The organism is Antrihabitans stalactiti (genome assembly GCF_012932915.1).
Classification (GTDB): domain Bacteria; phylum Actinomycetota; class Actinomycetes; order Mycobacteriales; family Mycobacteriaceae; genus Antrihabitans; species Antrihabitans stalactiti.
In genome coordinates this window covers 636065-659949 of the sequence record NZ_VCQU01000001.1, presented here as the reverse complement: position 1 = coordinate 659949, position 23885 = coordinate 636065, and the positions used below count along the sequence as shown (strand labels likewise).

Annotated in this window: 20 protein-coding genes and 1 pseudogene; 9 read left to right on the top strand and 12 right to left on the bottom strand. The window is 64.5% G+C overall.

Annotation, left to right across the window (positions count from 1 at the left end; translation table 11 throughout):
• Positions 1-41: 41 nt before the first annotated feature.
• Positions 42-1412 (top strand): cytochrome P450, encoded by a 1371-nt coding sequence (locus FGL95_RS03275; RefSeq protein ID WP_240962644.1) that lies wholly within the window; start codon positions 42-44, stop codon positions 1410-1412.
• A gap of 67 nt (positions 1413-1479) precedes the next feature.
• Positions 1480-2520, top strand: coding sequence for an alpha/beta fold hydrolase (locus FGL95_RS03270; protein WP_169584725.1), 1041 nt, complete (start codon positions 1480-1482; stop codon positions 2518-2520).
• Positions 2521-2616: 96 nt separating this feature from the next.
• On the opposite strand, the gene FGL95_RS03265 is transcribed toward FGL95_RS03270, so the two are convergent.
• The 3 genes and pseudogenes from FGL95_RS03265 to FGL95_RS03255 form a co-directional block, all read right to left on the bottom strand.
• A complete protein-coding gene (locus FGL95_RS03265) occupies positions 2617-3258 on the bottom strand; it encodes an SIMPL domain-containing protein (RefSeq protein ID WP_169584724.1) in 642 nt (213 codons plus the stop codon).
• A complete protein-coding gene (locus FGL95_RS03260) occupies positions 3255-4421 on the bottom strand; it encodes an ABC transporter permease (protein WP_169584722.1) in 1167 nt (388 codons plus the stop codon). Before FGL95_RS03260 ends, FGL95_RS03265 begins: the two co-directional genes overlap by 4 nt.
• Positions 4421-5307: pseudogene (locus FGL95_RS03255) on the bottom strand (ABC transporter ATP-binding protein). Before FGL95_RS03255 ends, FGL95_RS03260 begins: the two are co-directional and overlap by 1 nt.
• A gap of 207 nt (positions 5308-5514) precedes the next feature.
• Here FGL95_RS03255 and dxs point away from each other — a divergent pair.
• Positions 5515-7410 carry a 1-deoxy-D-xylulose-5-phosphate synthase gene (gene dxs, locus FGL95_RS03250; protein WP_169584720.1) on the top strand — a complete coding sequence of 632 codons (1896 nt, stop codon included), beginning with the start codon at positions 5515-5517 and terminating at the stop codon, positions 7408-7410.
• A gap of 7 nt (positions 7411-7417) precedes the next feature.
• On the opposite strand, the gene FGL95_RS03245 is transcribed toward dxs, so the two are convergent.
• The gene (locus FGL95_RS03245; protein WP_169584719.1) at positions 7418-8656 is read right to left on the bottom strand and encodes an HRDC domain-containing protein; all 1239 of its coding nucleotides are present in this window, start codon (positions 8654-8656) and stop codon (positions 7418-7420) included.
• Positions 8657-8734: 78 nt separating this feature from the next.
• On the opposite strand from FGL95_RS03245, the gene FGL95_RS03240 reads away from it, so the two are divergent.
• The gene (locus FGL95_RS03240; protein ID WP_169584718.1) at positions 8735-9580 is read left to right on the top strand and encodes an alpha/beta fold hydrolase; all 846 of its coding nucleotides are present in this window, start codon (positions 8735-8737) and stop codon (positions 9578-9580) included.
• Here FGL95_RS03240 and FGL95_RS03235 read toward each other — a convergent pair.
• Positions 9525-10943 carry a WS/DGAT/MGAT family O-acyltransferase gene (locus tag FGL95_RS03235; RefSeq protein WP_169584717.1) on the bottom strand — a complete coding sequence of 473 codons (1419 nt, stop codon included), beginning with the start codon at positions 10941-10943 and terminating at the stop codon, positions 9525-9527. The genes FGL95_RS03240 and FGL95_RS03235 overlap by 56 nt on opposite strands.
• Before the next feature lie 85 nt (positions 10944-11028).
• On the opposite strand from FGL95_RS03235, the gene FGL95_RS03230 reads away from it, so the two are divergent.
• Positions 11029-12285: an alpha/beta hydrolase gene (locus tag FGL95_RS03230; RefSeq protein ID WP_169584716.1), complete on the top strand. Its 1257-nt coding sequence runs from the start codon at positions 11029-11031 to the stop codon at positions 12283-12285.
• Here the strand turns inward: FGL95_RS03230 and FGL95_RS03225 are convergent.
• On the bottom strand, positions 12237-13256 hold the full coding sequence (locus FGL95_RS03225) for a GGDEF domain-containing protein (RefSeq protein WP_169584715.1): 1020 nt from the start codon (positions 13254-13256) through the stop codon (positions 12237-12239). The genes FGL95_RS03230 and FGL95_RS03225 overlap by 49 nt on opposite strands.
• A 226-nt stretch (positions 13257-13482) precedes the next feature.
• Between FGL95_RS03225 and FGL95_RS03220 the strand changes: the two genes are divergently transcribed.
• Entirely contained in the window at positions 13483-14991 is a 1509-nt protein-coding gene (locus FGL95_RS03220) for a serine hydrolase (protein WP_169584714.1), read from the top strand.
• A gap of 4 nt (positions 14992-14995) precedes the next feature.
• Here the strand turns inward: FGL95_RS03220 and FGL95_RS03215 are convergent, their stop codons facing one another.
• Both FGL95_RS03215 and FGL95_RS03210 read right to left on the bottom strand, forming a co-directional pair.
• Positions 14996-15817: a DMT family protein gene (locus tag FGL95_RS03215; protein ID WP_169584713.1), complete on the bottom strand. Its 822-nt coding sequence runs from the start codon at positions 15815-15817 to the stop codon at positions 14996-14998.
• A gap of 36 nt (positions 15818-15853) precedes the next feature.
• On the bottom strand, positions 15854-16429 hold the full coding sequence (locus FGL95_RS03210) for a DUF3000 family protein (RefSeq protein ID WP_169584712.1): 576 nt from the start codon (positions 16427-16429) through the stop codon (positions 15854-15856).
• A 61-nt stretch (positions 16430-16490) separates the two neighbouring features.
• On the opposite strand from FGL95_RS03210, the gene hemE reads away from it, so the two are divergent.
• Genes hemE through hemQ form a run of 3 tightly spaced genes read left to right on the top strand, consistent with a single transcriptional unit; the run spans position 16491 to position 19592 of the window.
• Positions 16491-17555: a uroporphyrinogen decarboxylase gene (hemE, locus tag FGL95_RS03205; RefSeq protein WP_169584711.1), complete on the top strand. Its 1065-nt coding sequence runs from the start codon at positions 16491-16493 to the stop codon at positions 17553-17555.
• Complete coding sequence (locus FGL95_RS03200; protein ID WP_169584710.1) at positions 17552-18892, top strand: protoporphyrinogen oxidase; 1341 nt, start codon at positions 17552-17554, stop codon at positions 18890-18892. The genes hemE and FGL95_RS03200 overlap by 4 nt, the downstream gene beginning before the upstream one ends.
• Before the next feature lie 4 nt (positions 18893-18896).
• The gene (gene hemQ, locus FGL95_RS03195) at positions 18897-19592 is read left to right on the top strand and encodes a hydrogen peroxide-dependent heme synthase (RefSeq protein ID WP_169584709.1); all 696 of its coding nucleotides are present in this window, start codon (positions 18897-18899) and stop codon (positions 19590-19592) included.
• A gap of 55 nt (positions 19593-19647) precedes the next feature.
• Here the strand turns inward: hemQ and FGL95_RS03190 are convergent, their stop codons facing one another.
• The 4 genes from FGL95_RS03190 to FGL95_RS03175 form a co-directional block, all read right to left on the bottom strand.
• Positions 19648-20466 carry an adenylyltransferase/cytidyltransferase family protein gene (locus FGL95_RS03190; RefSeq protein WP_169584708.1) on the bottom strand — a complete coding sequence of 273 codons (819 nt, stop codon included), beginning with the start codon at positions 20464-20466 and terminating at the stop codon, positions 19648-19650.
• Between the two features lie 85 nt (positions 20467-20551).
• Complete coding sequence (gene msrB, locus FGL95_RS03185) at positions 20552-20974, bottom strand: peptide-methionine (R)-S-oxide reductase MsrB (protein ID WP_169584707.1); 423 nt, start codon at positions 20972-20974, stop codon at positions 20552-20554.
• Positions 20975-20993: 19 nt separating this feature from the next.
• Complete coding sequence (locus FGL95_RS03180; protein ID WP_338079689.1) at positions 20994-22247, bottom strand: glycosyltransferase family 87 protein; 1254 nt, start codon at positions 22245-22247, stop codon at positions 20994-20996.
• A gap of 48 nt (positions 22248-22295) precedes the next feature.
• Positions 22296-23858 (bottom strand): alpha/beta hydrolase, encoded by a 1563-nt coding sequence (locus FGL95_RS03175; protein WP_169584706.1) that lies wholly within the window; start codon positions 23856-23858, stop codon positions 22296-22298.
• Positions 23859-23885 lie beyond the last annotated feature (27 nt).

Sequence of the window (23885 nt, the reverse complement as noted above, 5' to 3'; positions counted from 1 at the left end):
ACATGGCAGAGTGTCAACTACACGAGCCTGAGGTGACATCGATGTCGACGTCGTTCGTAATGCCCGCTCCAGCAGCCGCGCCCGCAGGGAGCGGACTCGCTTCGATTCCTGGTTCAGCGGGGCTACCGCTGATCGGCGATAGTGTCCAACTCCTCCATGATCCGGTCGGTTGGGCCACGAAACGATACGAGCGCTACGGGCCCGTTTCGTGGACGAGCGCATTCGGCAAGACCATCGTGACGCTGCTCGGTCCCGATGCCTGGGATGCGCCGATCATGAATCGCGACAAGTTGTTCGCGAGCGGCGACGCATGGAATTACCTCATTGGACCGTTCTTCCCGCGCGGTCTGATGCTGCTCGACTTCGACGAGCACCTCTTCCACAAACGGATCATGATGCAGGCATTCGCCAAGTCGCGATTGACGAGCTACCTCGACGGGATGAACCCGGTCATTGCCGACGGGTTGGCGGTGTGGTCCGAATCCGACCGTTTCCGCACCTATCCGGCACTCAAGCAACTCACGCTCGATATTGCCACGCGAACGTTCATGGGAGCACCGCTCGGCCCTGGTGCCGACCGAATCAACCGTGCCTTTATCGATTGCGTACACGCCGGTACCGCGTACGTGCGGTTTCCGGTTCCCGGACTTCGCTGGTCGCGTGGTCTACACGGACGGAAGGTGCTGGAGCAGATGTTGCGCGAACAGCTTCCGTCGAAGCGTGCGGGTGATGGTGCGGACCTGTTCAGCGCGCTGTGCCACGCCGAAAGCGATGACGGACACAGCTTCTCCGACGACGACGTCATCAACCACATGATCTTCTTGCTCATGGCTGCCCATGACACGACCACGATCACGATGACCACGATGATGTACTACCTCGCAAAGCATCCGGAATGGCAGGAGCGGTGTCGGGCCGAGAGCCTCGCGCTCGGTTCGCCGACTCTGGACTTCGGGGGGCAGGAGTCGCTGCACTCGCTCGATCTCGTGATGAAGGAATCGCTGCGGTTGCTCGCGCCCCTCCCGGAAATGCCGCGCGCCACGGTCGCCGACGCCGAAGTGCTCGGCCACTTCCTCCCGGCCGGGACATTCGTCATGGTGATGCCCCAGCTCAACCACCTCATGTCCGAGTATTGGCCGGAGCCACGCAAATTCGACCCTGAGCGATTTGCCGACGATCGCCGAGAGGACAAGGTGCACAAGCATGCATGGGTGCCGTTCGGTGGTGGCGTCCACAAATGCATCGGTCAGTTCTTCGGCGGAATGCAAGTCAAGGCGGTCTTGCATCAGGTGTTGCAGAAGTTCGAATGGTCGGTTGATCCGAATTACGAGATTCGGTGGGACATGACCTCTCTACCTGCACCGAAGGACGGATTGCGCGTACGAATGCGTGAGTTGAATTCCTCACACTAGGCGGTACCACCAGTAACGGGTATGCCACACTTCCTTGAATCCGCCACGTGAATCAAGGGAGCCGAACGTGAGTGTCGTCGCAACTGTAGGTACTGCTGCGCGTAATGCGTGGGCACTGTCGTTCGGTGACGGTGTCGAGCAGTACAGCCCGACACCCTCGACCGTCATCTGGGACGAACCGCACAAGACGCTGAAGCGATTCGGCACCGAGCACGACGGCAGCCGCCGACCCGTTCTCCTGGTGCCGCCGCTCGCCGCGCCGGCCAGCTGCTTCGATCTGCGCCCGGGCCAGAGCCTCGCCGAATACCTGCTCGACAGCGGCCGGACGCCTTATGTCATCGACTACGGCACCATCTCGTTCGAGGACCGTCGCCTCGGTTTCGAGCACTGGATCGACGACATCCTGCCGGAGGCGATCAAGCGCGTGTCCGAGGACAACAACGGCGCACTCGTCGACGTCGTCGCCTGGTGCCTCGGCGGGACGATGACGCTCATGACCGCCGCCGCGCACGATGACCTTCCGCTGCGGTCGATCGTCACGGTCGCCACGCCGATCGACTACACGAAGATGTGGTCCGTCGCGCCGATGCAGTTCCTGGCGAAGTTCACCGGCGGATACGAGCAGACCTTGTTCAGCCGGATCGCCGGCGGGATCCCGGGATCGATCGTCCAGCTGAGCTTCCGCGCGACAGCTCTGGAACGTGAGATCACCAGGCCCTGGTTCATCGCGCGCAATCTGCACGCCACGGAGACCTTGGCGCAGATGGAAGCGATCGAGCGTTTCATGAGCCGCATGCCGGGCTACCCGGGCCGGTTGTACGGACAGTTGATGAGCCGCATCACCCTTCGCAACGACCTTGCGAAGGGACGGATCAAACTCGGATCGCGTCGAATCGAATTCGCCAACGTCACGGTCCCGGTCCTCGCACTGGCAGGCACCACCGACGCCATTACGAGTGTCGACGCCGCGCAGTACATCGTCAAAATCCTCACCGGCGCCCCGTCGGTGCAATTCGAAACCGTGCCCGGCAGCCACCTCGGCGTCCTAGCCGGTCCGGGGGCGAAGAACACGACCTGGCCGCACATCGACGACTTCCTCGCCGCCTAGCCCTACCCCTTCCGCGGTGATCATGGACTTTGTCACCCATCGGCCGAGACCGCGGGGTGCTTAACTCCATGATCAACGGGTTTGGGGGATCAGGAGTTATGCGAGGCGCCAGCGGACCCGCACGTCGACGCTGATCTCTGCTTCGCCACGTTCGATGGGCATCGCGAATGCCATGGACTTCATGCCGCGTGCCATGGGCTGCGGATCGCTCGGACCGACATCCTCGGTGATCTCGATGACCTCACCGAGTTGGCGGTGGGCGAGTCCCGCGTATTGCTCAGCCTTCGCTAGAGCGTCTTCCCAGCCTGCATCACGTGCCTCGGCGAGCAGTCCAGCTTGGTTGGCGAAGCCGAGTTCGAGGCCGCCGAAGCGCACGTCGTCGCCGCCCGCCTCGACGCACAATCCGATGATCTCCGCGGGCGCGGGATGGGCGTCTTCCCGCAGGTCACGCAGCACGACCGCCATCGACGTGGTGGCGAGGTAGCCGGTGACTCTGCTGCCCTTGCCTTCCTCCCACGCTGTTTCGGTCTGCAAGGTGAGCCCTGTCGTCGCGATGTCTGCAGATCGCACACCGTTCGCGCGCAGCGATTGCGCGACGGCGTGGGCACGTTCGCTGGCACGTCGGTACGCGGCGGCGACATCGGCCTGACGGGACTCGACCGATACCGTGACGCGCATCAGGTCAGGCGCTGCCGACGCCCTGCCATGCCCGACGACGGTGATGCTGTCGCTCGTCATCGCCCGATCGCTTCCTTCCACGAGACCTTCGCTCCGGTTCGTAGCACCGAGCGCTGATAGATGCCTGCCGCGAGCCATGCGCACGCAGCAGTGGCGGCGGCCATCACCACAACGCTTGCCGCGACCTCGACGAACGACGCGTTGCCGACGGCGACCTGCATCGGCATCAGCACCGCAGAGAACGGCGGCACGAAGCTCATCACGGTATAGAACGTCGTGTCGAGGTTGTCGACCCCGAACAGGCCGAGGTAGAGGGAGGCGATGAGGACGAGCAGGACTGGCATGGTCGTGGACTGAATTTCCTCCTGCCGCGACACCATCGAGCCGCCCGCCGCATACAGAACCGCGTAGAAAGTGAACCCGAGCACGAACCAGACGAGCAGCGACAGTGCCGACACGATTGCCGCACCCGGAACGTCGAGTTGCCCGGTCGCCTGACCGGTGATGAGGCCAACGGCCGCAAACACCGCGACCTGCGCGAGCCCGACCACCCCGAGCCCGAGGACCTTCCCCCACAACAGATGCAATGGCTTGATCGTGGACAGCAACAGTTCGACCACGCGGCTGGACTTCTCCTCGACGACGCCGACCCCGACGTACGGCGCGAACGTCGCGACCGCCAGGAACAACAGCATCGTCCCGATATAGGCGAGGGCGAGCCGTTGCGACCGATCGTCGGACTTGGGGTCGGTCGGTGTGACGATCAACGCAGTGTCCTTCACCACCGTCGCCAGCCGGTCGATGTCGACGCCTTGGCGGAGCAGTTCCGCATTCGTCGCCTCCTGCTGGACCGCCGCCTGCAGGACCGTGCGCAGCTCACTATTCAGCGAATCCTTGACGACGACCTCGTTGCCGTCCAGAAGCGCGGCCTCGAGATCGCCGTCCTTCACCTGGTCGCGCGCGATGTCGGCGTTCTCGATCGGCCGGGCGTCGATCGGCGTGCCTGCGGCTTCGCCGATCGCTTCCAGTCGCTGCTCCAGTGCGGTCGATGCGCCGACCAGCCCGACCTTGGTCGCGTCGGAATCGTTGTTCTTGGAGACGATCGACAGGACGACGAGACCTGCGATGAGGACGACGAGAATGAGCGCGTTCGAGACGACGAACGACTTCGTGCGGACCCTGGTCAGGAGTTCGCGCCGGGCGACGAGCAGGATCGGATTCATCAGGCCACGACCTCGCGGTAGAGCTCGGTGAGTGTCGGTCTGCGCGTCGCGAATTCACGGACCGGGCCAGTCGCCAAAGCGGTCCGCAGGATCAGCTGATCATCTGCGCCGGGCAGCAATTCGAGAATCGTACGGTCGGCGTTGTGTTGCACCACAACAGTATTCGGAAGTTCGTCGGCCCAGCCCGCCGGTGCTTGCGGCGCGACCACATGCAAGTGCGCGTTGGCGCGCTCCTGCAATTGCCCGACCGAGCCCAGCGCTCGCATGCTTCCGCTGACGATGATGCCGACTCTGTCGCACAGGCTCTCGACCAGCGCAAGCTGGTGGCTGGAGAACAGCACTGGGACGCCCTCGGCTGCCTTCTCCTTCAGCACGTCGCTCATCACGTCGACGGCGACAGGATCGAGCCCGGAGAACGGCTCGTCGAGCACGAGGACTGCGGGGTCGTGCACCAGCGCGGCGGCCAACTGGACCCGCTGCTGGTTGCCGAGCGAGAGCTGGCTGACCGTGTCGCCGAGCCGTCCCTCGACGCCGAGCCGCGCGGTCCAGCGCGTGACCGCGCTGTCGGCTGCCGACTTCGACAGTCCGTGCAGTCGCGCCAAGTAAGACAGTTGCTCGCCGACCTTCATCTTCGGATACAGGCCGCGCTCCTCGGGCATGTAACCGATTCGCTTGCGAGTCTCCAGGTCGACCGGGTGACCATCGATGGAGACGTTGCCGGAGTCGGCGGCCAAACGCCGAGTGCGATACGCATCGTGGTGGTTTTGCCTGCCCCGTTGCTGCCGACGAAGCCGAAGATTTCGCCGTCGGCGACCTCGAAGCTGATATCGGTCAGCGCCCGCAGACTCCCGTAGTTCTTGCTGATGTGATCGATGGTCAACGCCACGTCGACAACCCTCCCCGTTGGTGGTCTCGCCCAAACTCGACCCTAGCCGTGTGATGCGGCGTGATCTCACTCACTCCGTCCGGCATAATGGGCAGACGGCGCCCGGCTGGCGACTCGTTGCACTCCCGAAGCTCCGTAGACTGACGGGAAATGTTCACGCCGACAGACCCCGCCAGTCGAAGTCGGACGTCCGAAGGGAGCGATTCGTTGGGTGTTCTATCCCGGGTCGACGCACCGGCGGATCTACGCGGTCTCACGCAAGCCGAGCTCAGCGAGCTGGCAGACGAGATTCGCGACTTCCTCGTTCAGAAGGTCTCAGCAACCGGCGGGCATCTTGGCCCGAACCTCGGTGTCGTCGAACTGACGATCGCGATGCACCGGGTGTTCGATTCCCCGAACGACGCCATCATCTTCGACACCGGCCACCAGGCCTACGTCCACAAGATCCTCACCGGCCGCAGAGACCGGTTCGACGACCTACGCAAGCAAGGCGGTCTGTCGGGTTACCCGAGCCGTGCCGAGAGTGACCACGACTGGGTCGAGTCATCGCACGCGTCGGCTTCACTGTCCTATGCAGACGGTCTCGCGAAGGCCTTCCATCTCACCGGCCAGCAGCGCCATGTCGTCGCCGTCGTCGGTGATGGTGCGCTGACCGGCGGGATGTGCTGGGAGGCGCTCAACAACATCGCCTCGGCCAAGGACCGGTCTGTCGTCATCGTCGTCAACGACAACGGCCGTTCGTACGCGCCCACGATCGGTGGGCTTGCCGACCGGCTGGCGGCGCTGCGGTTGCAGCCGCAGTACGAGAGAGCCCTCGAAACCGGTCGACGCTTCGTTCAGCGCATGCCATGGATCGGGCAGTCCGCATACTCGATTCTCCATGGCGTCAAGGCTGGGCTGAAGGACGCGATGAGCCCGCAAGTGCTCTTCACCGACCTCGGCATCAAGTATCTCGGTCCGGTGGACGGTCACGACGAGCGTGCGATGGAGGCTGCGTTCCATCGCGCGAAAGCGTTCGGCGGTCCGGTGATCGTGCACGCCGTCACTCGTAAGGGGATGGGCTACGCGCCCGCCGAGAACCACGAGGCCGACCAGATGCACGCGTGCGGCGTCATCGACCCCCTCACGGGCATAGCGACCACCACGTCGGCGCCGGACTGGACTTCGGTGTTCTCCGCCGAGCTCATCAAGCACGCGGAGCAGCGCAAAGACATCGTCGCAATCACGGCGGCAATGGCCGGCCCCACCGGTCTCGCCGCGTTCGGCGAGCGGTTTCCCGACCGGATGTTCGATGTCGGTATCGCCGAGCAGCAGGCCGTCACGTCCGCGGCGGGCTTGGCGCTCGGCGGCTTGCACCCTGTCGTTGCCATCTACTCGACCTTCTTGAACCGCGCGTTCGATCAGTTGTTGATGGACGTCGCGCTGCTCGACCTGCCGGTCACGTTGGTGCTCGACCGTTCGGGTGTCACCGGTCAAGACGGTGCCAGCCATAACGGCATGTGGGATCTGTCGTTGCTCGGAATCGTTCCCGGCATACGGGTCGCGGCGCCGCGGGATGCGGTCACGCTGCGCGAGGAGTTGGCAGAGGCGCTCGCCATCAACGATGGTCCGACTGCGATCCGCTTCCCGAAGGGTGCTGTCGTCGAGGACATTTCCGCGATCGATCGCATCGATGGCGTCGACGTTCTTCGCATGCCGAGCGAGAACCATGGTGACGTATTGATCGTCGCCGTCGGTCCGTTCGCCAGCCTTGCGCTCGAAACCGCGAATCACCTCGCCGAGCAAGGTATTTCCGCAGCGGTCGTCGATCCGCGGTGGGTGCTGCCGGTGCCAGAGGCTGTGGTGAAGCTGGCCGAGGATTTCCGCTTGGTCGTCACGTTGGAAGACAGCGGCGTCCACGGTGGCATCGGCTCGACCGTCTCAGCAGTGCTGCGCGCGGCAGGCGTCGATGTGCCGTGCCGCGATCTCGGTGTGCCGCAGCGATTCCTGGACCATGCCTCGCGCGACCAGATTCATCGCGACCTCGGGCTCACCGCCGCGGACCTCGCCCGCAAGATCAGCGGCTACGCCGCCTGTGCGCGCGCCTTACCCTCCCAGGGGTGAAATTCACTCACAGTTCGTGGAGTGCAGTGCTGAGCCTGGGAGCCGTCAATTCCCGTTGCCACGGGCGTGCGTTGCCGGCCGCCAGGTAGGCATCGATCTCCGCTTCGGTGTGCGCGGTGCCGTCCCAGCACAGCCTCCGCAGCAGGTCGGGTGTCAACAGGTTCTCGACCGGGATGTTCACCTCGGCACTGAGCTCCGTCATCACCGCCCGAGCCGCTGTGATCCGGGCAGCGGCTTCGGGATTGCGGCGCTCCCACCGATTGACCGGCGGCGGACCGTCGAACGGCTTCGCCAGCGGCGGCAGTTCGTCGTCCGGTAGTGCCCGCGCCGCCCGCAACGCGTCGAACCACAGTCGCGCGGACCGTCGTTGTCGCGGACCGCCGAAGACCGGCAGTTTGCGGAGCTCGTCGATGGAGCGCGGGTCTGCGACCGCTGCGGCGACGATGGCAGAGTCCGGCAGGATCCGCCCGGGTGCGACGTCGCGTTCGGCGGCGACGGCGTCGCGTGCCTGCCACAGCGACCGCACAGCCGCGAGTTGGCGGGCCTTCTTCAACGTGTGGATCTGCGAGGTTCGGCGCCAGCGATCGGGTTTGGGTTTCGGCGGGCCCATGGTCCGGACGTACTCGAATTCCTGCGCTGCCCAGTCGGCCTTACCTTGCTCGGCAAGTTCCTTCGCCATTTCTTCCCGCAGTTCGAGCAGCACTTCGACGTCAAGCGCGGCGTAGTTGAGCCACGCATCAGGCAACGGCCGGACCGACCAATCGGCCGCACCGTGGCCTTTGCGCAGTTCCAGCCCGAGTGTCGACTCGACGACGGCGGCCAGCCCGACTCGTTCGAATCCCGCGAGGCGTCCGGCTAGTTCGGTGTCGAACAGCTTTGCGGGCGCCAAGCCGAGCTCGGCCAAGCCGGGTAGATCCTGGTCGGCGGAATGCAGAATCCACTCGAGCGGATTGATTGCAGCTGCCAGCGGCGCCATGGCGTCGGCGGTGGGGATCGGGTCGATCAGAAAAGATCCGGCGCCCGCGCGCCGAAGTTGGATCAGATACGCGCGGCCCGAATAGCGGAATCCCGAGGCTCGTTCGGCGTCGACGGCAAGCGGTCCGGTACCGGCGGCGATCGATGCTGCGGCCTCGGCGACCTCGTCTGCGCTGGTCAGGACGTCCGGCACCCCGTCGGCAGGTACCAGCAGCGGCACCGCCGTCGATGCGGGGGTTTCCTCTTCCCGCTCAGCGGTCGTATCGGACATAGAGGAAAACCTTACGTGTTTCCGCCAGCATGTGAATTTCTTGCACATTTTAGAACGTGTTCTAGTTACGATGGCGCCATGGTGTCATTGGCGACCGTTGCCCCCGTCGGAACTCTGCCGGTAGGGGAGATGGTCGACGTTCCGGGGCGCGGAAGCACGTTCGTCGTCGACACCGGACCGACGTCGAGCACCGCGCCACCGCTGCTCCTTCTGCATTCGATCGCGTGCACGGGAATGCTCACCTGGTACCCGCACTTCGACCGATTGGCGGCGAAAGGCCGCGTCGTCGTCTTCGATCAGCGCTGGCACGGACGAGGATTCCGGACGCCGTCGTTCACGCTCGAGGACTGCGCTGACGACGCCGTCGCATTGGCGGACGTTCTGGGCATCGATCGGTTCATTGCCGTCGGCTATTCGATGGGCTCGTTGGTCGGCCAACTGTTGTGGCGTCGCCACCCCGAACGCGTCGCGGGCCTCGTGCTGTGTGCTGCTGCAGCCAATTTTCGGCTAGCTCCACGCGAGCGGGTGTCGATGGACATGATCTCCCGTGCGGTCGACGCGTTCGCGCCGAAGGCAGGGTCGTTGCCGCCCGACTCGGCGGCACCCGCGAAGGGCGACCGTGCGTGGGCGATCGGGCAGTTTCGCCAGACCAGCCCGGGTGCGGTCGGCCGCGCGACCGCTGAGGTCGGGAAGTTCGATTCGACCGGCTGGATCGCCGATATCGACGTCCCGACCGCAGTCGTCGTCACGGCGCGCGACCGTGTACTTCCACCCTCGCGGCAGCGCTGGATCGCCCGGCAGATCAGGGGCGCAGCAAGCTACGACGTCAACTGCGGGCATGCCTCGTGCGTGCTGGAGGCCGACGAGTTCAGCTCTGGACTGATGCCGGCTTGCGCTTCCGTGATTTCGCGCGCGCGACTTTGACGAGTTCGTCGAGGGCCTCGGGGAACGCGTCCGCGAGCGACCAGAGGTTCGGCGCCAGTTCGGTACATGCGATGAGACCGACGTTCAGCTGATTCTCGATCGACAGCACGGTGACCGTAAGTCCGGCGCCATGGAACACCGGACCGAGCGGATACATGCCTTTCACTCGCGCGCCCAAGAAGTACAGCGGCACCGGCGGTCCGGGAACGTTGGACACGACGAGGTTGTGGATGACGGGGTGCCGATCGGCAAGTCTCAGCTTCGCGTACAGCCGCATCGCAACACCGAACGTCGCCGGACCCGCGAATTGGGTCCAGTCCTGCAGCATGTTGGCGTCGAGTGCCTCTTGGTGCAGCTTCGCTACGACGTTGGCTTCGGCGATCGCTTGAATCCGCTCCGCTGGGTCTTCGATGTCGGTCCGTAATTGGCTGAACATGCTCGACACCTTGTTCGTGCCTGGCCGGTCCGACTTGTCGTGAACAGACACCGGGACGACGGCGACCAACGACGAATCCGGCAGTTCGCCGCGATCTTCGAGATACATCCGTAGGGCACCGGCGGTCAGCGTGAGGACGACGTCGTTGACCTTGGCTCCGAAGGCATTCTTCACGAGCTTGACCTTGTCCAGATCGAGCTGGGCGTAGGCGATGCTGCGGTGACCTGTGATGGTTCCGTTGAACGACGTGCGCGGTGCCGTGAACGGCGCGGGCATCGCCACACCGCGCCGCGCCCGCGAAATCCATTGCGGTAAGGCGACTGCCGTCGGTAAAACTTTCGCGAATTTCAATGGCCGAGTTGCGAATTCGAACAGCCCGCCGACGGCGATATCCCAGGTGTTACCGCCGCCGACATCCGCAGCGCCGCTCGGACCGAGCAACGGCGATTCGGGTTCGAGGCTGCACAGCTGCGACATGACGTTGGCGCCGGTAACGCCGTCGACGCCTGCGTGGTGCATTTTCGACATGATGGCGATGTGGCCGCCTTCGAGCCCTTCGATGATCCACATCTCCCACAACGGCCGCGTGCGGTTGAGTGGTTGGCTGGCGATGTGGCCGCAGAGGTCGGCGAGTTCCTCGCGACCGCCGGGAGCCGGAACCGCAACCCGATGGACATGCCGGTCGATGTCGAAATCGGTATCGTCGACCCAGACCGGATGGTCGAGATTCAGCCACGAATCGGCGAGCTTCCGGCGGAAAATGGCAATACTGCGCGACCGGGCCGCTAGGTTGATTTTGAGCGCTTCGAAGTCGTAACCACCCGGGATGGTTGTCGGATCGAGCTCGATCAGGCCGCATACGTGTAGCAGCTGCGTGGACGTCTCCATGTACAGGAAGCTTGCGTCGAGACCACTGAGTCGTTCCATGGATCTATACTAGAACGTGTTCTAATATTTCGTCCAAGTAAACCGCAAAATCAGTGGTAATCAACGCCTCAGAGGGGCTGGACACATGACCGAAAAGTTCATGTTGAGGCAAGCGACGGGGCTGGCGCTGGCAGCGAACGCAGTCCGGCCGCTGCCGGGAATGCCGGCGTCGGTACCTGTGATGTTCGCGGGGTGGCTGACCGCGGAGTTGGCTCCGCACCTGCTGGCCGCCACGGTTGCCGACAGCGCCGTGACAGTGATCCGGCACGGCGTACGCGACCGCAGTACAAAGGTCGGCCTTGCCGCTGCTGGGCTGTCGGCGGTGGGCCTCGGTGCCGTGATCGCTGCCGGCGTGGGAGCAGCGGTCGAGGTGGAGGGTGCACTCGCAGCCGCGCTTGGGGCTGACTATCGAGTCGGACTGCCCGCGTGGACCCTGGAGCCCGCCGTGCAATGGCAGCGGATCGGCTACCCGTTCCGACCCAAGCGGCCCGATGTCGTGCGGCTACGCAATGTCGCCTACGCCGAGGGTGGGAAGCGATTTCGACTGGACCTGTTCCATCGAAAGGACATCCCGACCAACGCTCCGATTCTGCTCAACATCCACGGCGGCGGGTGGGTGACGAGCAACAAGGACCATCAGGCTTTGCCGTTGATGTTCGAGATGGCGGCGCGCGGCTGGGTATGTGCGTCGATGAACTATCCGCTGGCGCCGAAAGCGAAATGGCCCGAGCAACTCGTCGCCGCAAAGCGGGCGATTGCATGGCTACGCGAAAATGCGGGTACCTATGGTGCGGCACCGGAGTTCGTGGCAATCACCGGTGGCTCGTCCGGCGGTCATGTCGCGACGATGACGGCCTTGACCGCCAACGATCCCTCGCTGCAGCCGGGGTTCGAATCCGCGGACACGACTGTTTCGGCGTGCGTACCGCACTACGCACCGATGGACATCGCTGGCGAGACGGATATCAGGAACGTTCGGCTGCGCGTGAAATCACGAATCATGCCGATGGTGTTCGGCCGTGATCCGGACGGCTACCGAGCTGCGTCGCCGTATGCGCGCGCGCATGTGGACGCGCCGCCGTTCTTCGTGGTGCACGGCACCAACGACTCGTTGATCCCGGTGGCCGAAGCCCGTGCTTTCGTCGACAAATTGCGGTCGGTCTCGCGAAATCCAGTTGCGTACGCCGAACTTCGCGGCGGGCAGCACGCATTCGATGTGTTTCCTTCGATTCGAAGCGCGCACGTGGTTGCCGGCGTCGCCAGGTTCCTGGAATGGGCGCGGGCAGACGCCGGCTATGCGGGCTCGACGACAGAACAGTTACGGCCGGCCAACTTCGCGTGATACAGCCCGACATCCGCGCGGTAGACGAGCATCGACGCCGAATCGCCGGGCTGCCACGTCGCGATACCTGCCGATAGTCCCAGCGGACTGTGCAGTCGCAGCCGGGCGGCAAGCTCGGTGGCCTCGGTTTCTGTCGCATCACCGGCCATCACGGTGAATTCGTCGCCCCCGGACCGGGACAGGAATCGATTCGCGCCCAAGATCGTCGACCACGTGTCGGCGATATCTCGCAATACTGCGTCGCCTGCCGCGTCGCCGAAACGATCGTTGTACGAGGTGAAGTCGTCGATGTCGATGAGCACCACGGTCGGCCGTGCGCCATGAGCAAGTTCGAGGTTCAGTGCGCGATCGAGTCCACGACGGTTTGGCAGTCCGGTCAACGTGTCGACCTCGCCCTCGGTCGCCAGCCGGCCCAAGATGCCGATCAACACGCTCACGGCCGTGGCTGCACCTCCGATTGCCAGACCGGACCACCACGGCACACCGTGTGTGGTCAGGACCCAAATGCAACTCGCGATGGCAAATGCAACCTGCGCGGTAGCCGCGAACCAACCGAAGAACGCGAATGCGTCGCATGCGACCAAAATGTAGAAACTCGCAATCGCGAGCGCCGCGGTATCGCTGGGCGCCGAATAAATGGCGACCGTTATCAACGTCGTCGCGATGACGATGAAAAATTGATACGAGCACGGCCGAAGCCGCTCGCCGTACACCAATAAGACGGCTCCGACGCAGACCCCGATGAGCGCTGCCGTGCACATCACCACGACACCGGACGAGCCTGCAGGCATCTGCGCGGTGACCACCGTGGCCAGCGAACCTCCAGCCAGGAATAGTCCGCCCGTGGTCTTCGCCATCAGCGACGGAGTTGCCACCGCTGGACACTCTCGCAGCCAGACTCCGATACTGCGCTGCGCCCGAGCGCTGACCACACGAACCACGCTGATCACTCGTTCCCGTTCTTCCCTCATTGGCGAAACAATTCCGAGTCTCGGCGAGGGTATTCCGATTTGTTATTGGTATCCAGCGAAACGCCGCCTGCGTTACCCCTAAATTGCGCCGGACTGGAATCCCCGATTTGTGGGGCATAAACGAACTGGACGTACGATTGAATTGTCGGATTGTTCTTACATCTACGTTGGATAACAAACCCGACGGCATGTGAACGCCGCCGGACGCCGATGCGTTTGCGTATAGGTGATCGAGAACATTCGGCGCCATCGAACGGCGCTCATCGTGCTCCTGGCTGCGCTGGTTGCGTCGTGCGCGACTGTCCACGGCACTGCGACCGAGCCGCAATTGCGCACCGACCTCGCGGCGAAGATCGACACGATCGTGCAGGCCCGGCTGGATGCGTTCCTGATTCCGGGCGCGGTCGTCGCCGTGTCGGATCCCGAGCGCGGCAGTTACATCCACGCCTACGGCACCGCCGACGTCGAGACCGGACGAGCGTCCGCAGTCGACGATCACTTCCGAATCGGCAGTATCACAAAGACTTTCACCGCAACTGCGGTGCTTCGGCTAGCGGACGAGGGCAAGCTCACTCTCGACGACTCGTTGAGCAAGTTCGTCGACGGGGTGCCGAACGGCGACGCCATCACGCTGCGGAATCTGCTAGGCATGCGGGGCGGCGTCTACGACTACACCAGCGATCCGGAGTTTGCCGAACACTATTTCGCCGACCCACAAACGCCCGGTTGGAAGGCCACGGACGGGCTGCGCATCATTCGCGCGCACCCCGACAAGGCGACTGCTCCCGACAAAGCGACGGTCTACAACAACGCCGAGTATTACTTGCTCGGCCTGGTCATCGAGAAGGTGACCGGCACACCAGCGCGCGACGTCATCAACGACCTGATGGCGGATCTCGGACTGAAGAACTCGTCGTATCCAGCAGGTTCCGCTGTGCCCGCTCCGGCCAGCCACGGGTACAAGTACGTCTACGACGTGCAGACCGACGTCACGGCGTCGACGCCACCCTCGGAGTTCACGGCAGCGGGCGCAGCCATCTCCACCGTCGGTGACCTCCTGAAATATGGAAAGCTACTCGCGACCGGCACGCTGTTGAAGCCCGAGACGCACGCAGCCAGAACGCAGTTCACCTCGTTGGGCGAGGGCGCCGACTACGGACTGGGACTGTTCGACATGTCGGGCTGGCTCGGCCACGGCGGAGACGTTCTCGGATACAGCACCGCGGTCTACTACCTGCCCGAGCACGACGCCACGATCGCCGTCGCGGTCAATCGGTACGACCCCGGACTGACGTTGCCCGAAGGCGCCGACTCGATCTTTCGGGCGATCGCCGAGGAGCTGTATGCAGATTCGATGCCGCGCGAGGGCGATTCGGTGACGTCACCGCCCACCCCTGATGCCGTCTCGCTCAACGCCGACCTACAGGAAGCGCTGGACCCGACCATCGCCGCACGGACGAAGACCTTGCGAGTCAAGGGTGACGAGAAGGATCCCGAGCTGATCACCCAGGTGGCCAACGCATTCGCCGACGCGCAGCAGACCGTTCAGGTGGATCGCGTGACCGACCTCGGCGGTGGCAGGCTCGCTGCCACGGTGACGGTGGCGCTCGCAGACGGTCACAAGACTCCGTCGGTCATCGGCTTCGTCGCGGACGACGGGGAATGGAAGATCTCGCAGGGCTGGGCGTGCTACATCACAAGTGCACAGGCAACCCCGTCCCCTGCCTGCGTCTAAAGGTCTAAAGCTCGCCGTACCTGCCGAGCGTGATCGCGCCAGCCACTGCGAGGGCGAAGCCGACGAGACCGACGATGCCCAGACCTGGCCGGGTGTGGTCACCGAGCACCAGCACTCCGACCAAGGCCGGGGCGAAGGTCTGGCCGGCGACGGTCGCAGCGGTCGCAGTGGTGACCGCCCCGCGTTGCAATGCGGTGGCGAACAGCAACATGCCGAGCAGGCCACCGAGGGCCACGGCGTAGGCCGCGGGATCGGTGAGTAGTCCGGATACGGTGATGGGGTCTCGCAGCACGCGTGTGGCGACCCCGACCAAGCCGAATCCAAGCCCTGCCAGAGCACCGATCAGCAGCGCGCCGACTCGTCCGCTGACGCTTCCGATTGCCCACGCCACGATCGCGAGGAGCACTCCGAACGCGAGGAGAGCCCACCGACCAGGCGTCGCCAGGGTCGCAGGGCCTTCTGGTCCGGCCGAGAAGGCAAGCAAGATCAATCCGAGGACGACTACGCCGATCGCGAGCCACTCGGTCCGGCCGAGGCGTGCATGCAGGAACGACACCGCAAGGACGGCCACAACCGCGAGATACGACGAGACGATTGCCTGAACGACGAACAACGGCAGGTCCCTTAGTGCGACCAGCGAGACCAGGAAACCGAGGACGTCGAACGCCACTCCGATGACGTACGGCAGTGACTGTGCGAGGCGAATCATGAGGCGAGGGTCGACGGTGGCCGATGCCTCCGTCTTGCGGGCGCCGATCGATTGCAGAACGCTCGCGATGCCGTAGCAGAGGGCTGAGGCTAGCGCGCTGACCAGTGCGAGGCTCATCGCCGCACGATATCCCCAATTAGTCAGTTTGGGACGTTAGGCGCGAAGCTCGGTGATTCCGGCAGGGGGAAGTCCGGCCGCGTACGCGAGCACCTCGCCGAAGGCCTCGACGTGTGGTGCGAGGGCAGCGTTGACGGCGGTCCACGATGCGCGCAGTTCCAGTTGGTGGGCGCGGGGCGGTCCGGCGATGTCGCCGTAGCGGACCGAACTGGTCGCGGTCACCGTGCCGCCGAGGGCGTTGAGGGGTTCGCTGCGTGACTCGAGCGCATCGACGAGCCAGCTCCAAGCAACCTCGGGGAGGAGCGGGTCGGCGGCAAGAGCGGCGTCGAGGTCGGCTTGGATATAGGCGACCAAGCGGAGAGTGCCGTTCCAAGCTTCGTCACCGTTGGGGTCGTACAGCAGGATCAGTCTGCCGAAGGCGTCGCCTTCGGATTGTTCAGGAATGCTGTCGCTGTCCGGGTGCTTCACCTCGGCGCCGATCGCATAGGAATACGGCGCAAGGCGCTGCGGCGGCCGGATGGGTCCCAGCTCGATGCTGGGGTGCACCGTCGCCGAAAGCATCGCGTCGATTGCGGCGCGAAACGGAGCCGGTTCGGCGGCAGACGTCGTCACAATCTCGAACGGTAGTCTCACTCGCCAGCCCGCGCAGGTAGGCGCGCCGATTCGTGAGAGCATGGCACCGATGAGCATTCCGACCCGCAGACTGCTGAGCAACGCGCCGTTCCTCGCCGCCGCTACAGGGCAAACTCCCAGCCATCGACCGGTGTGGTTCATGCGCCAAGCCGGGCGGTCGTTGCCCGAGTATCGAGCGATCAGGTCCGACGTGGGCATGCTCGAATCGTGCTTCAACCCCGAGCTGGTGTGTGAGATCACGATGCAGCCGATTCGACGGCACAAAGTCGACGCTGCGATCTTGTTCTCCGACATCGTCGTTCCGCTCAAGGCCGCAGGCATCGACCTCGATATCGTCGCAGGCGTCGGACCGGTCGTGGCCAATCCCGTCCGGACCACCTCGGATGTGGCCGCGTTGCCCCGGTTGCTCCCGGAAGAAGTCGGTGCGGTCACCGATGCGATCACGCTGCTGACTGCCGAGCTGGGGGATACCCCGCTGATCGGCTTCGCAGGTGCACCGTTCACGCTCGCGTCCTACCTCGTCGAGGGTGGGCCGAGCCGCAACCTCGAACGCACCAAAGCGCTCATGCACGGCGATCCGACGACGTGGAACGCGCTGCTCGGAGCGCTGACCGACATCACCATCGCGTTCCTGCAGGCGCAGGTCCGGGCCGGTGTCGACGCGATTCAGCTGTTCGATTCCTGGGCGGGCTCGTTGTCGCTCGCGCAGTACCGCGCGCACGTTCTGCCGCACAGCGAGCGGGTCTTCGCCGAACTCGCGAACGCAGGCGTCCCGCGGATCCATTTCGGCGTCGGGACTGGCGAACTGCTCGGGGCAATGGGGGAGGCAGGCGCAGACGTGGTCGGGGTCGACTGGCGGATCCCACTCGACGTCGCCGCCGGACGCGTCGGACCCGGTAAAGCGTTGCAGGGCAATCTCGATCCCGCCGTCCTGTTCTCAGGGCCGGCGGCGGTCGAGTCGGAAGTGCGCAGAATCGTCGCCGAAGGCGACCGTGCCATCGAGCTCGGCTCGGCCGGACACATCTTCAACCTCGGTCACGGCGTGCTGCCTGCCACCGATCCGGGCGTCCTGACCGCTGTGGTGGAGCTGGTGCACTCGCTGTGAGGTTCGCTGTCGTAGGCGGGGGGATTTCTGGCCTTGTCGCGGCATACAAGCTGCGCCAATCGCTCGGTCCTGACGCGGAAATCGTGATCGCTGAGGCGTCGGACCGCGTCGGCGGCAAACTACGGACCGTTTCGCTCGCGGGAGACGACATCGACATCGGTGCCGAGGCGTTCGTCGGACGTCGCCCCGAGGTGCCCGCTCTGCTGCGTGAGTTGGGGTTGGCAGATCAGCTGGTGCACCCGTCGGGGCTACGGCCGGTGATCTGGGCGGACGGAGATGCCCGACCGCTGCCGCCAGGCACATTGATGGGCATCCCGGCAGGTCCGGAGTACCTGGACCGGCTGGTGGACGGCGAAACTCTGGCCAAGATCGAAGCCGAACCCACCACCCAGTTCGCCTGGGACCGCACGTCCGACTGCACCGTCGAAGAGCTCGTCGCGGCACGGTTCGGCGAGCAGGTGGTCCAGCGGTCGGTGGACCCGTTGCTCGGCGGCGTCTACTCGGGGTCATCCCGGACGATCGGCGTGCGAGGCGCATTGCCCACGCTCGCAACAGCATTGGACGACGGCGCCCCTAGCCTGACCGAGGCGGTCCGGCGGGCGTTGCCGCCGCCGTCCACGGCACCGGTGTTCGGCGGGATTCGTGACGGGTACGGCGTGCTGCTCGACGCGCTGGTCCGCGAGTCCGCAGCAGACGTCCGAGTGGGAACGCGAGTACAGACGATCACTCGCGTGCCAGGCGGTCAGTGGGCGATCGGCGGGATCGGCCCCGTCGACGGCGTGGTGTTGGCACTGCCTGCCCGCTGGGCGGCCGAGTTGCTCTCCGGGCTCAACCACGCCGCCGCGCAAGCCCTGCGTGAGGTCCCACTCGCATCATCGGCGCTCGTCGCGCTCGCATTTCCTGCCGGCGTCGAGCTACCCCAGCGGTCCGGGATTCTGGTCGCCACCGGAGAGCCGTTGCGGGCCAAAGCATTCACGTTGTCCAGCCGAAAATGGCCGCATCTCGCCGAGCGCGAGGTGAAGTTGGTCCGCGCGTCGTTCGGCCGGTTCGGCGATCCGGTCAGCGCCTGGTCCGATGCGGAACTGATCGGCGCGGCACGCGAGGACTTCGCGGTGGTCTCCGGAGTACTGGCCGAACCGGTCGACGCGCTCGTCCAGCATTGGCCCGACGGCCTGCCGCAGTACGGTCCGGGGCATCTCGACCGTGTCGCCGCGGTCGAGGCAGGCATCGCGGAGCTCGACGGCATCGAGATCGCGGGCGCGTTCCTGCACGGTGTGGGAGTGCCGGCCTGTGTGGCCTCCGGCGCGGCGGCGGCCACGAGGCTAGTGGCACGATAGAGCTATGGCACGCCTCGATTACCAAGCATTGAATTCGACGATCCGCTACCTGATGTTCTCGGTATTCCAAGTTCAGCCGGGCGTTCTCGGCGACGACCGTGAAGCTGCGATCAAAGAAGCGCGGATCTTCTTCGAAGGACTCGAGGACAAAGGCGTTGTGGTCCGGGGGATCTACGACGTCGCGGGTTTGCGCGCCGATGCCGACTTCATGTTGTGGACCCACGCTGAGCACGTCGAAGACCTTCAGACCGCGTACTCCGATTTCCGCCGCACGACAGCGTTGGGTAAAGCCAGCGCGCCGGTATGGAGCAACGTCGCGATCCATCGGCCCGCAGAGTTCAACAAGAGCCACGTCCCGGCGTTCCTCGCGGGGGAGGAGGCGGGTAACTACATCTGCGTCTACCCCTTCGTCCGGTCCTACGAGTGGTACCTGCTGCCCGATGAGGAGCGCCGCAAGATGCTCGCCGACCACGGCAAAGCTGCGCGCACCTACCCCGATGTTCGTGCCAACACCGTCAGTTCGTTCGCGCTGGGCGATTACGAGTGGATCCTGGCGTTCGAGGCTCCTGAGCTGCACCGCATCGTCGACTTGATGCGTGATCTCCGTGCCACCGAGGCGAGACTGCATGTGCGCGAAGAGATTCCGTTCTTCACCGGTCCGCGCGTCGACGTCGACAAGCTGATCGCCGCACTCCCGTAGCACCCAATCCTCGTGAGTCCTTTAGGAGTCTATGGACTCCAAAAAGACTCACGAGTCAGTTGCCGCGCGGACCGAATTTCGCGCGGTACGCGATCGCCTTGTCCGACACCCGGACCGCGAGGTCGAGTCGTTCCGCTGGCGTGCCGGTCAACAGAATCCAGGATTGACCTGCGGCGGTGAGTGCGTCGACCAACCTGGTGGTGGACTCGTCGTCTTCATCGAGAACGAGATATTCCGAGCCGGGGGGTCGGTGCTGGTATGGATCGACGTCCCGGATGAGGACCGGTGAACTTGGCGTGTCGTCGGTCTTGGCCCAAATTCCGCCGCGGCCGCGATAATGCTCGGTCAGTTGGCGACTCATATCAGCGGCGCCCGTGCCGACGACGACGATCTGCGTGACCAACCCAATCCGGACCGGTTCGCTCAACTGCGACCACATGCCAGCCAGATCGTCTCGACAGGCACTCGCCGATATCGGGACATGCCCGCGGTCCGGGTCGACCGAGACGTGCTTGGCGCCGAACCAGCCGGCCAATTCGTCGCCGTAGGCCTCGCTGGTGAACACCGCGTCCACAGGTTCGGTGTTGACCACGCGGACCGCAGCTTTCATACATGCCGTCTGCGCGGCCCACACGGTGCGGGAAGTGAGGTCGAATGGTGCGTCGCAGGTGATTCCGCTGATGGCGACTCCCGGCACGCCTTCGTGCTCAGCGCGCAGCCACGTGATCCGATCGGCCAACGACACCGATTCGGTCACCGACGCCATCACCACGACGGTGACATTCTCCGCTGCGGCCGCCGCCTCGAGGATCAGATAGTGGTGACCGGCGTGCGGCGGATAGAACTTGCCGATGATGACCCCGTGGCGGAACACTTGCCGACCATAGCTGCGCCCTCGGCAACTGTGCGTGAGTTTGGCCCCTCCGGAGGCCAAACTCACGCACGGGCGGCGCAGCCGCCTAGCCTTCGGCCGGCTTCAAACGCAACGAAATGCTGTTGATGCAGTACCGCTTGTCGGTCGGGTTGTTGTAGCCCTCGCCTTCGAAGACGTGGCCGAGGTGGCTGTGGCAGTTCGCGCACAACACTTCGACGCGGCGCTGAAACAGCGACCGGTCCTCCCGCAGGATGACGGCGTCGGAATCCTTAGGGTCGAAGAACGACGGCCAGCCGCAGTGCGAGTCGAACTTCTCGGTGCTGCGGAACAATTCGGCTCCGCAGGCGCGGCACTCGTAGACGCCTTCGGTCTTGGTATCGGTGTATTCGCCGGTGAATGCGCGCTCGGTGCCAGCCAGGCGGAGAACCTTGAATTCCGCTGGTGTCAGGCGCACGCGCCACTCATCGTCACTCAGCTGGACGGGAGGCTTCGATTCGGTTGAACTCATGCCTCCACGCTAATAGGTTTCAGCGAAGAGAGTCTGACAACTCTGTGACACTGGCCGGCGCTGGAGCTGGCTCGACCGGGTCGAGCGACACGTCGAGGCGGCCTTCGCGCCGAGCCGCAAGGTATCGATCGCCCAGGACCGAGAAGATCACGATGATCAGCAGACTCCAACCCAACGTGGTCCGCATGTATTCGGCGAGCCTGCCTTCGGCAGGAAAGCGAGTCGAGAGCCAGCCGTCGTAGGACATGAAGGCGTAGATCGCGAACCAGGCAGGCCAGTTACGCAACACCGAATTCTTCAGCACGACCGTCATGAGGAACGGGAACAGCATCATCGAGTAGTACATCTGGCCGAGCGAGGGCAGCAGGAACGAGGCGGTCAGGACCAGCCCGGACGTCGTCGTGACGAAGAACAGTTCGTCGGTGCGGTAATAGCGGTACAGGATCCACAGCGAGATCAGAACCATCGCGCCGAACAGCAAGCGAAGGCCCCAGGTCAGCCACGGCGGCAGACCGTAATACTCGCCGTTGCCGCTGATCGAGCTGTTGAAGTAGTCGCGAGTTTCGAGAATATAGGGCCCGGTGCGCTTGAAGAAGTTCATCGGATCCACCGAAAGCGGCCACGCGATGGCGGTCAGAATCAGCGGAATGCCGAATGCGGTCACGAAGACTTTCCATTGGCCGCGAACGAACGGAAGCAACAGCAACGGAATGAGAATGGGTTTGACCGCGATGGTCAGACCCATCGCCGCACCTGCCCACAGATCTTTTCGCCGCAGCAGCAACATGATGAACACGACTTCGGCGAGCAGCACGACACCGTTGATGTTGGTGAAGATCAACGTGTTGGTGACCGTCTCTGACGAGAACATTCCGAACAGCAGGATCGGTGCGGCGACGGACTTGATACCCAGGTCGAACAGCTTTAGCAGCAAATATCCGGCAAGTATCACTGCTGCCGCGTTGACCGAGATGAAGATCCAGCGCGATTTCTCAGGATCGATGATCGCGATCGGCGAGATCAGCAGTGTTCCGCTCGGCGGATACAGGTAGTGCGGGTCGACGGAATCGAAGTTCGCGTTGTAGACCTCGCGCCGATTGAGAAAGGCGAGGGCGGCCTCGTACACCGGCTTGAAATCGTCGGTGATGTAGCCGCTGACGGCCTTGACCAGCACCCGATGCAGCACGGTCATGATGGCGAGGGGCCACATCGCGTATCTGATCGCGTCGGCGGTCGTGCGCGCAGTCCGCGGCTCGAGCTGTCCTAAGAACACTCGGGAACGGTACACCGATCGGCTACCGACGCCGGTCGGACACCCCGGTCAAGCCGGGCAGACTGTGCCGTTCTTCGGCAGTTTGCCCGACTCGATGTACGCGGCGACCGCTTGCTGTACACAACCAGAGTGCGCCGAAGCCGGGTGACCCCAGCCGCGCCAGCTGATTGCCGCAACCCGGGCCCCGCCACTGTTCAGCGCACCCGTCACCGACGCCAGTCCGCCGTTGCCGGTGATCGGGTCGGCATCGGAACTGAGGACGAGGACCGGGAGTTTCAGGTCCGTCGGGGCCTTCTGCGGCGACGCAACAGGCCAGGCTGAGCACGCCAGCATCCCGGTAGCGCCGTCGCGGCCGAAGATCGGGTACTTCTTCCCCCACTCGGTTTGTAGTTCGCGGACCTTCGCCGGCGTGGGCCATTGCTGGCCGTCGCTGCAACGGTTGACGAACTGCCCGTCGCTGTTCGTCTGTGCTTCCGCTCGCATGATCAGTCCGTTGAGTGCGGTGTAGTCGCCGCGATCCGCGGCGCTCAACGCATCGGACAGTTCGGCAACGCGAGTGCCTTGATCGGCGCGCGGCGAACCGAGGAAACCCGAAATCGCGGTGACGAGTGCATTCGACGAGATGGACCCCAGTTGACCCGCCCTCGCTTTCTCGACGAGGTTGATGATCGCCTGCCGCGGATCGGCGCCGAGCGAGCATTTGATGCCGGTGCATCGGCCTGCGAATCCGGTGATCGCCGCTTCTGCACCCTGCAGGCGCTGTTCGGTGAGGGTCGTCGCGTCGAGTCCGAAGCCTTCGGGGGAGTCCAGAATCAGCCGCGAGACGTTCTTCGGGTGCTTCTGGGCGTAAGCGAGTGCAACCTTTGCGCCGTTGCCGGTGCCCATGATCGCGAGCGTGTTGACCTCCCACACCTTGCGCAACTGCTCGAGATCGTCCGCGCCATGGCCGGTGTCGAATGCCATCTCCTGCGGCTGCAGGTAGTCCTTGCACGCGATCGTCGCGTCCTGACTCAGGGCCGAGACCGTGTCGACCGCGTCCTGCCCGTTCGCGGTGGTGAACTGGCCGAGGTCGTTGAGGCCGCGCCGCGTTTCGGCCTTCATGCAGTCGATTGCCATCGAGTCACCGATGCCGCGACGGTCGATTGCGACGATCGGCCGTGCACTGAGGATCGCGTTACCTTGACCCGACGCCAGAGCGGTGAGCGTCATCGTCGACGGGCGATCGGACCCGGACGTGAGCACCAGCGGCGGCGCATCGGCAGGAGTGTTCGCCAGCTTGGCGCGCAGCACGCCGATCGCGACCGAACCGTAGACCGACCCGTTCGATTCGACGGGCGCGTTGAACTCCGCACACTGCAGAACCAGGCCGTCCGGTCCCGGACCTAGACCGTAGAGATTGAGCAGGGCTTTGCAGTCCCGCCATTCGAGGTCGCCTTTCGGCGTCTCGAGGGCGGGCGCCTGGTCGGCGGGCTTTGTCGTCGTCGGATTCGGGTTGTCGCCCCCCACACCTTGCTTCACCGCGACCACCGGTCGGTCCGATGGTCCGGCGCCGCAGGCGGAGCACAGCATCGCGACGGTGCCGACGACGGCCGCCAAGGTTGTCCAACGCATATGCACAGCCTGCCAGGTTTCCCGGCG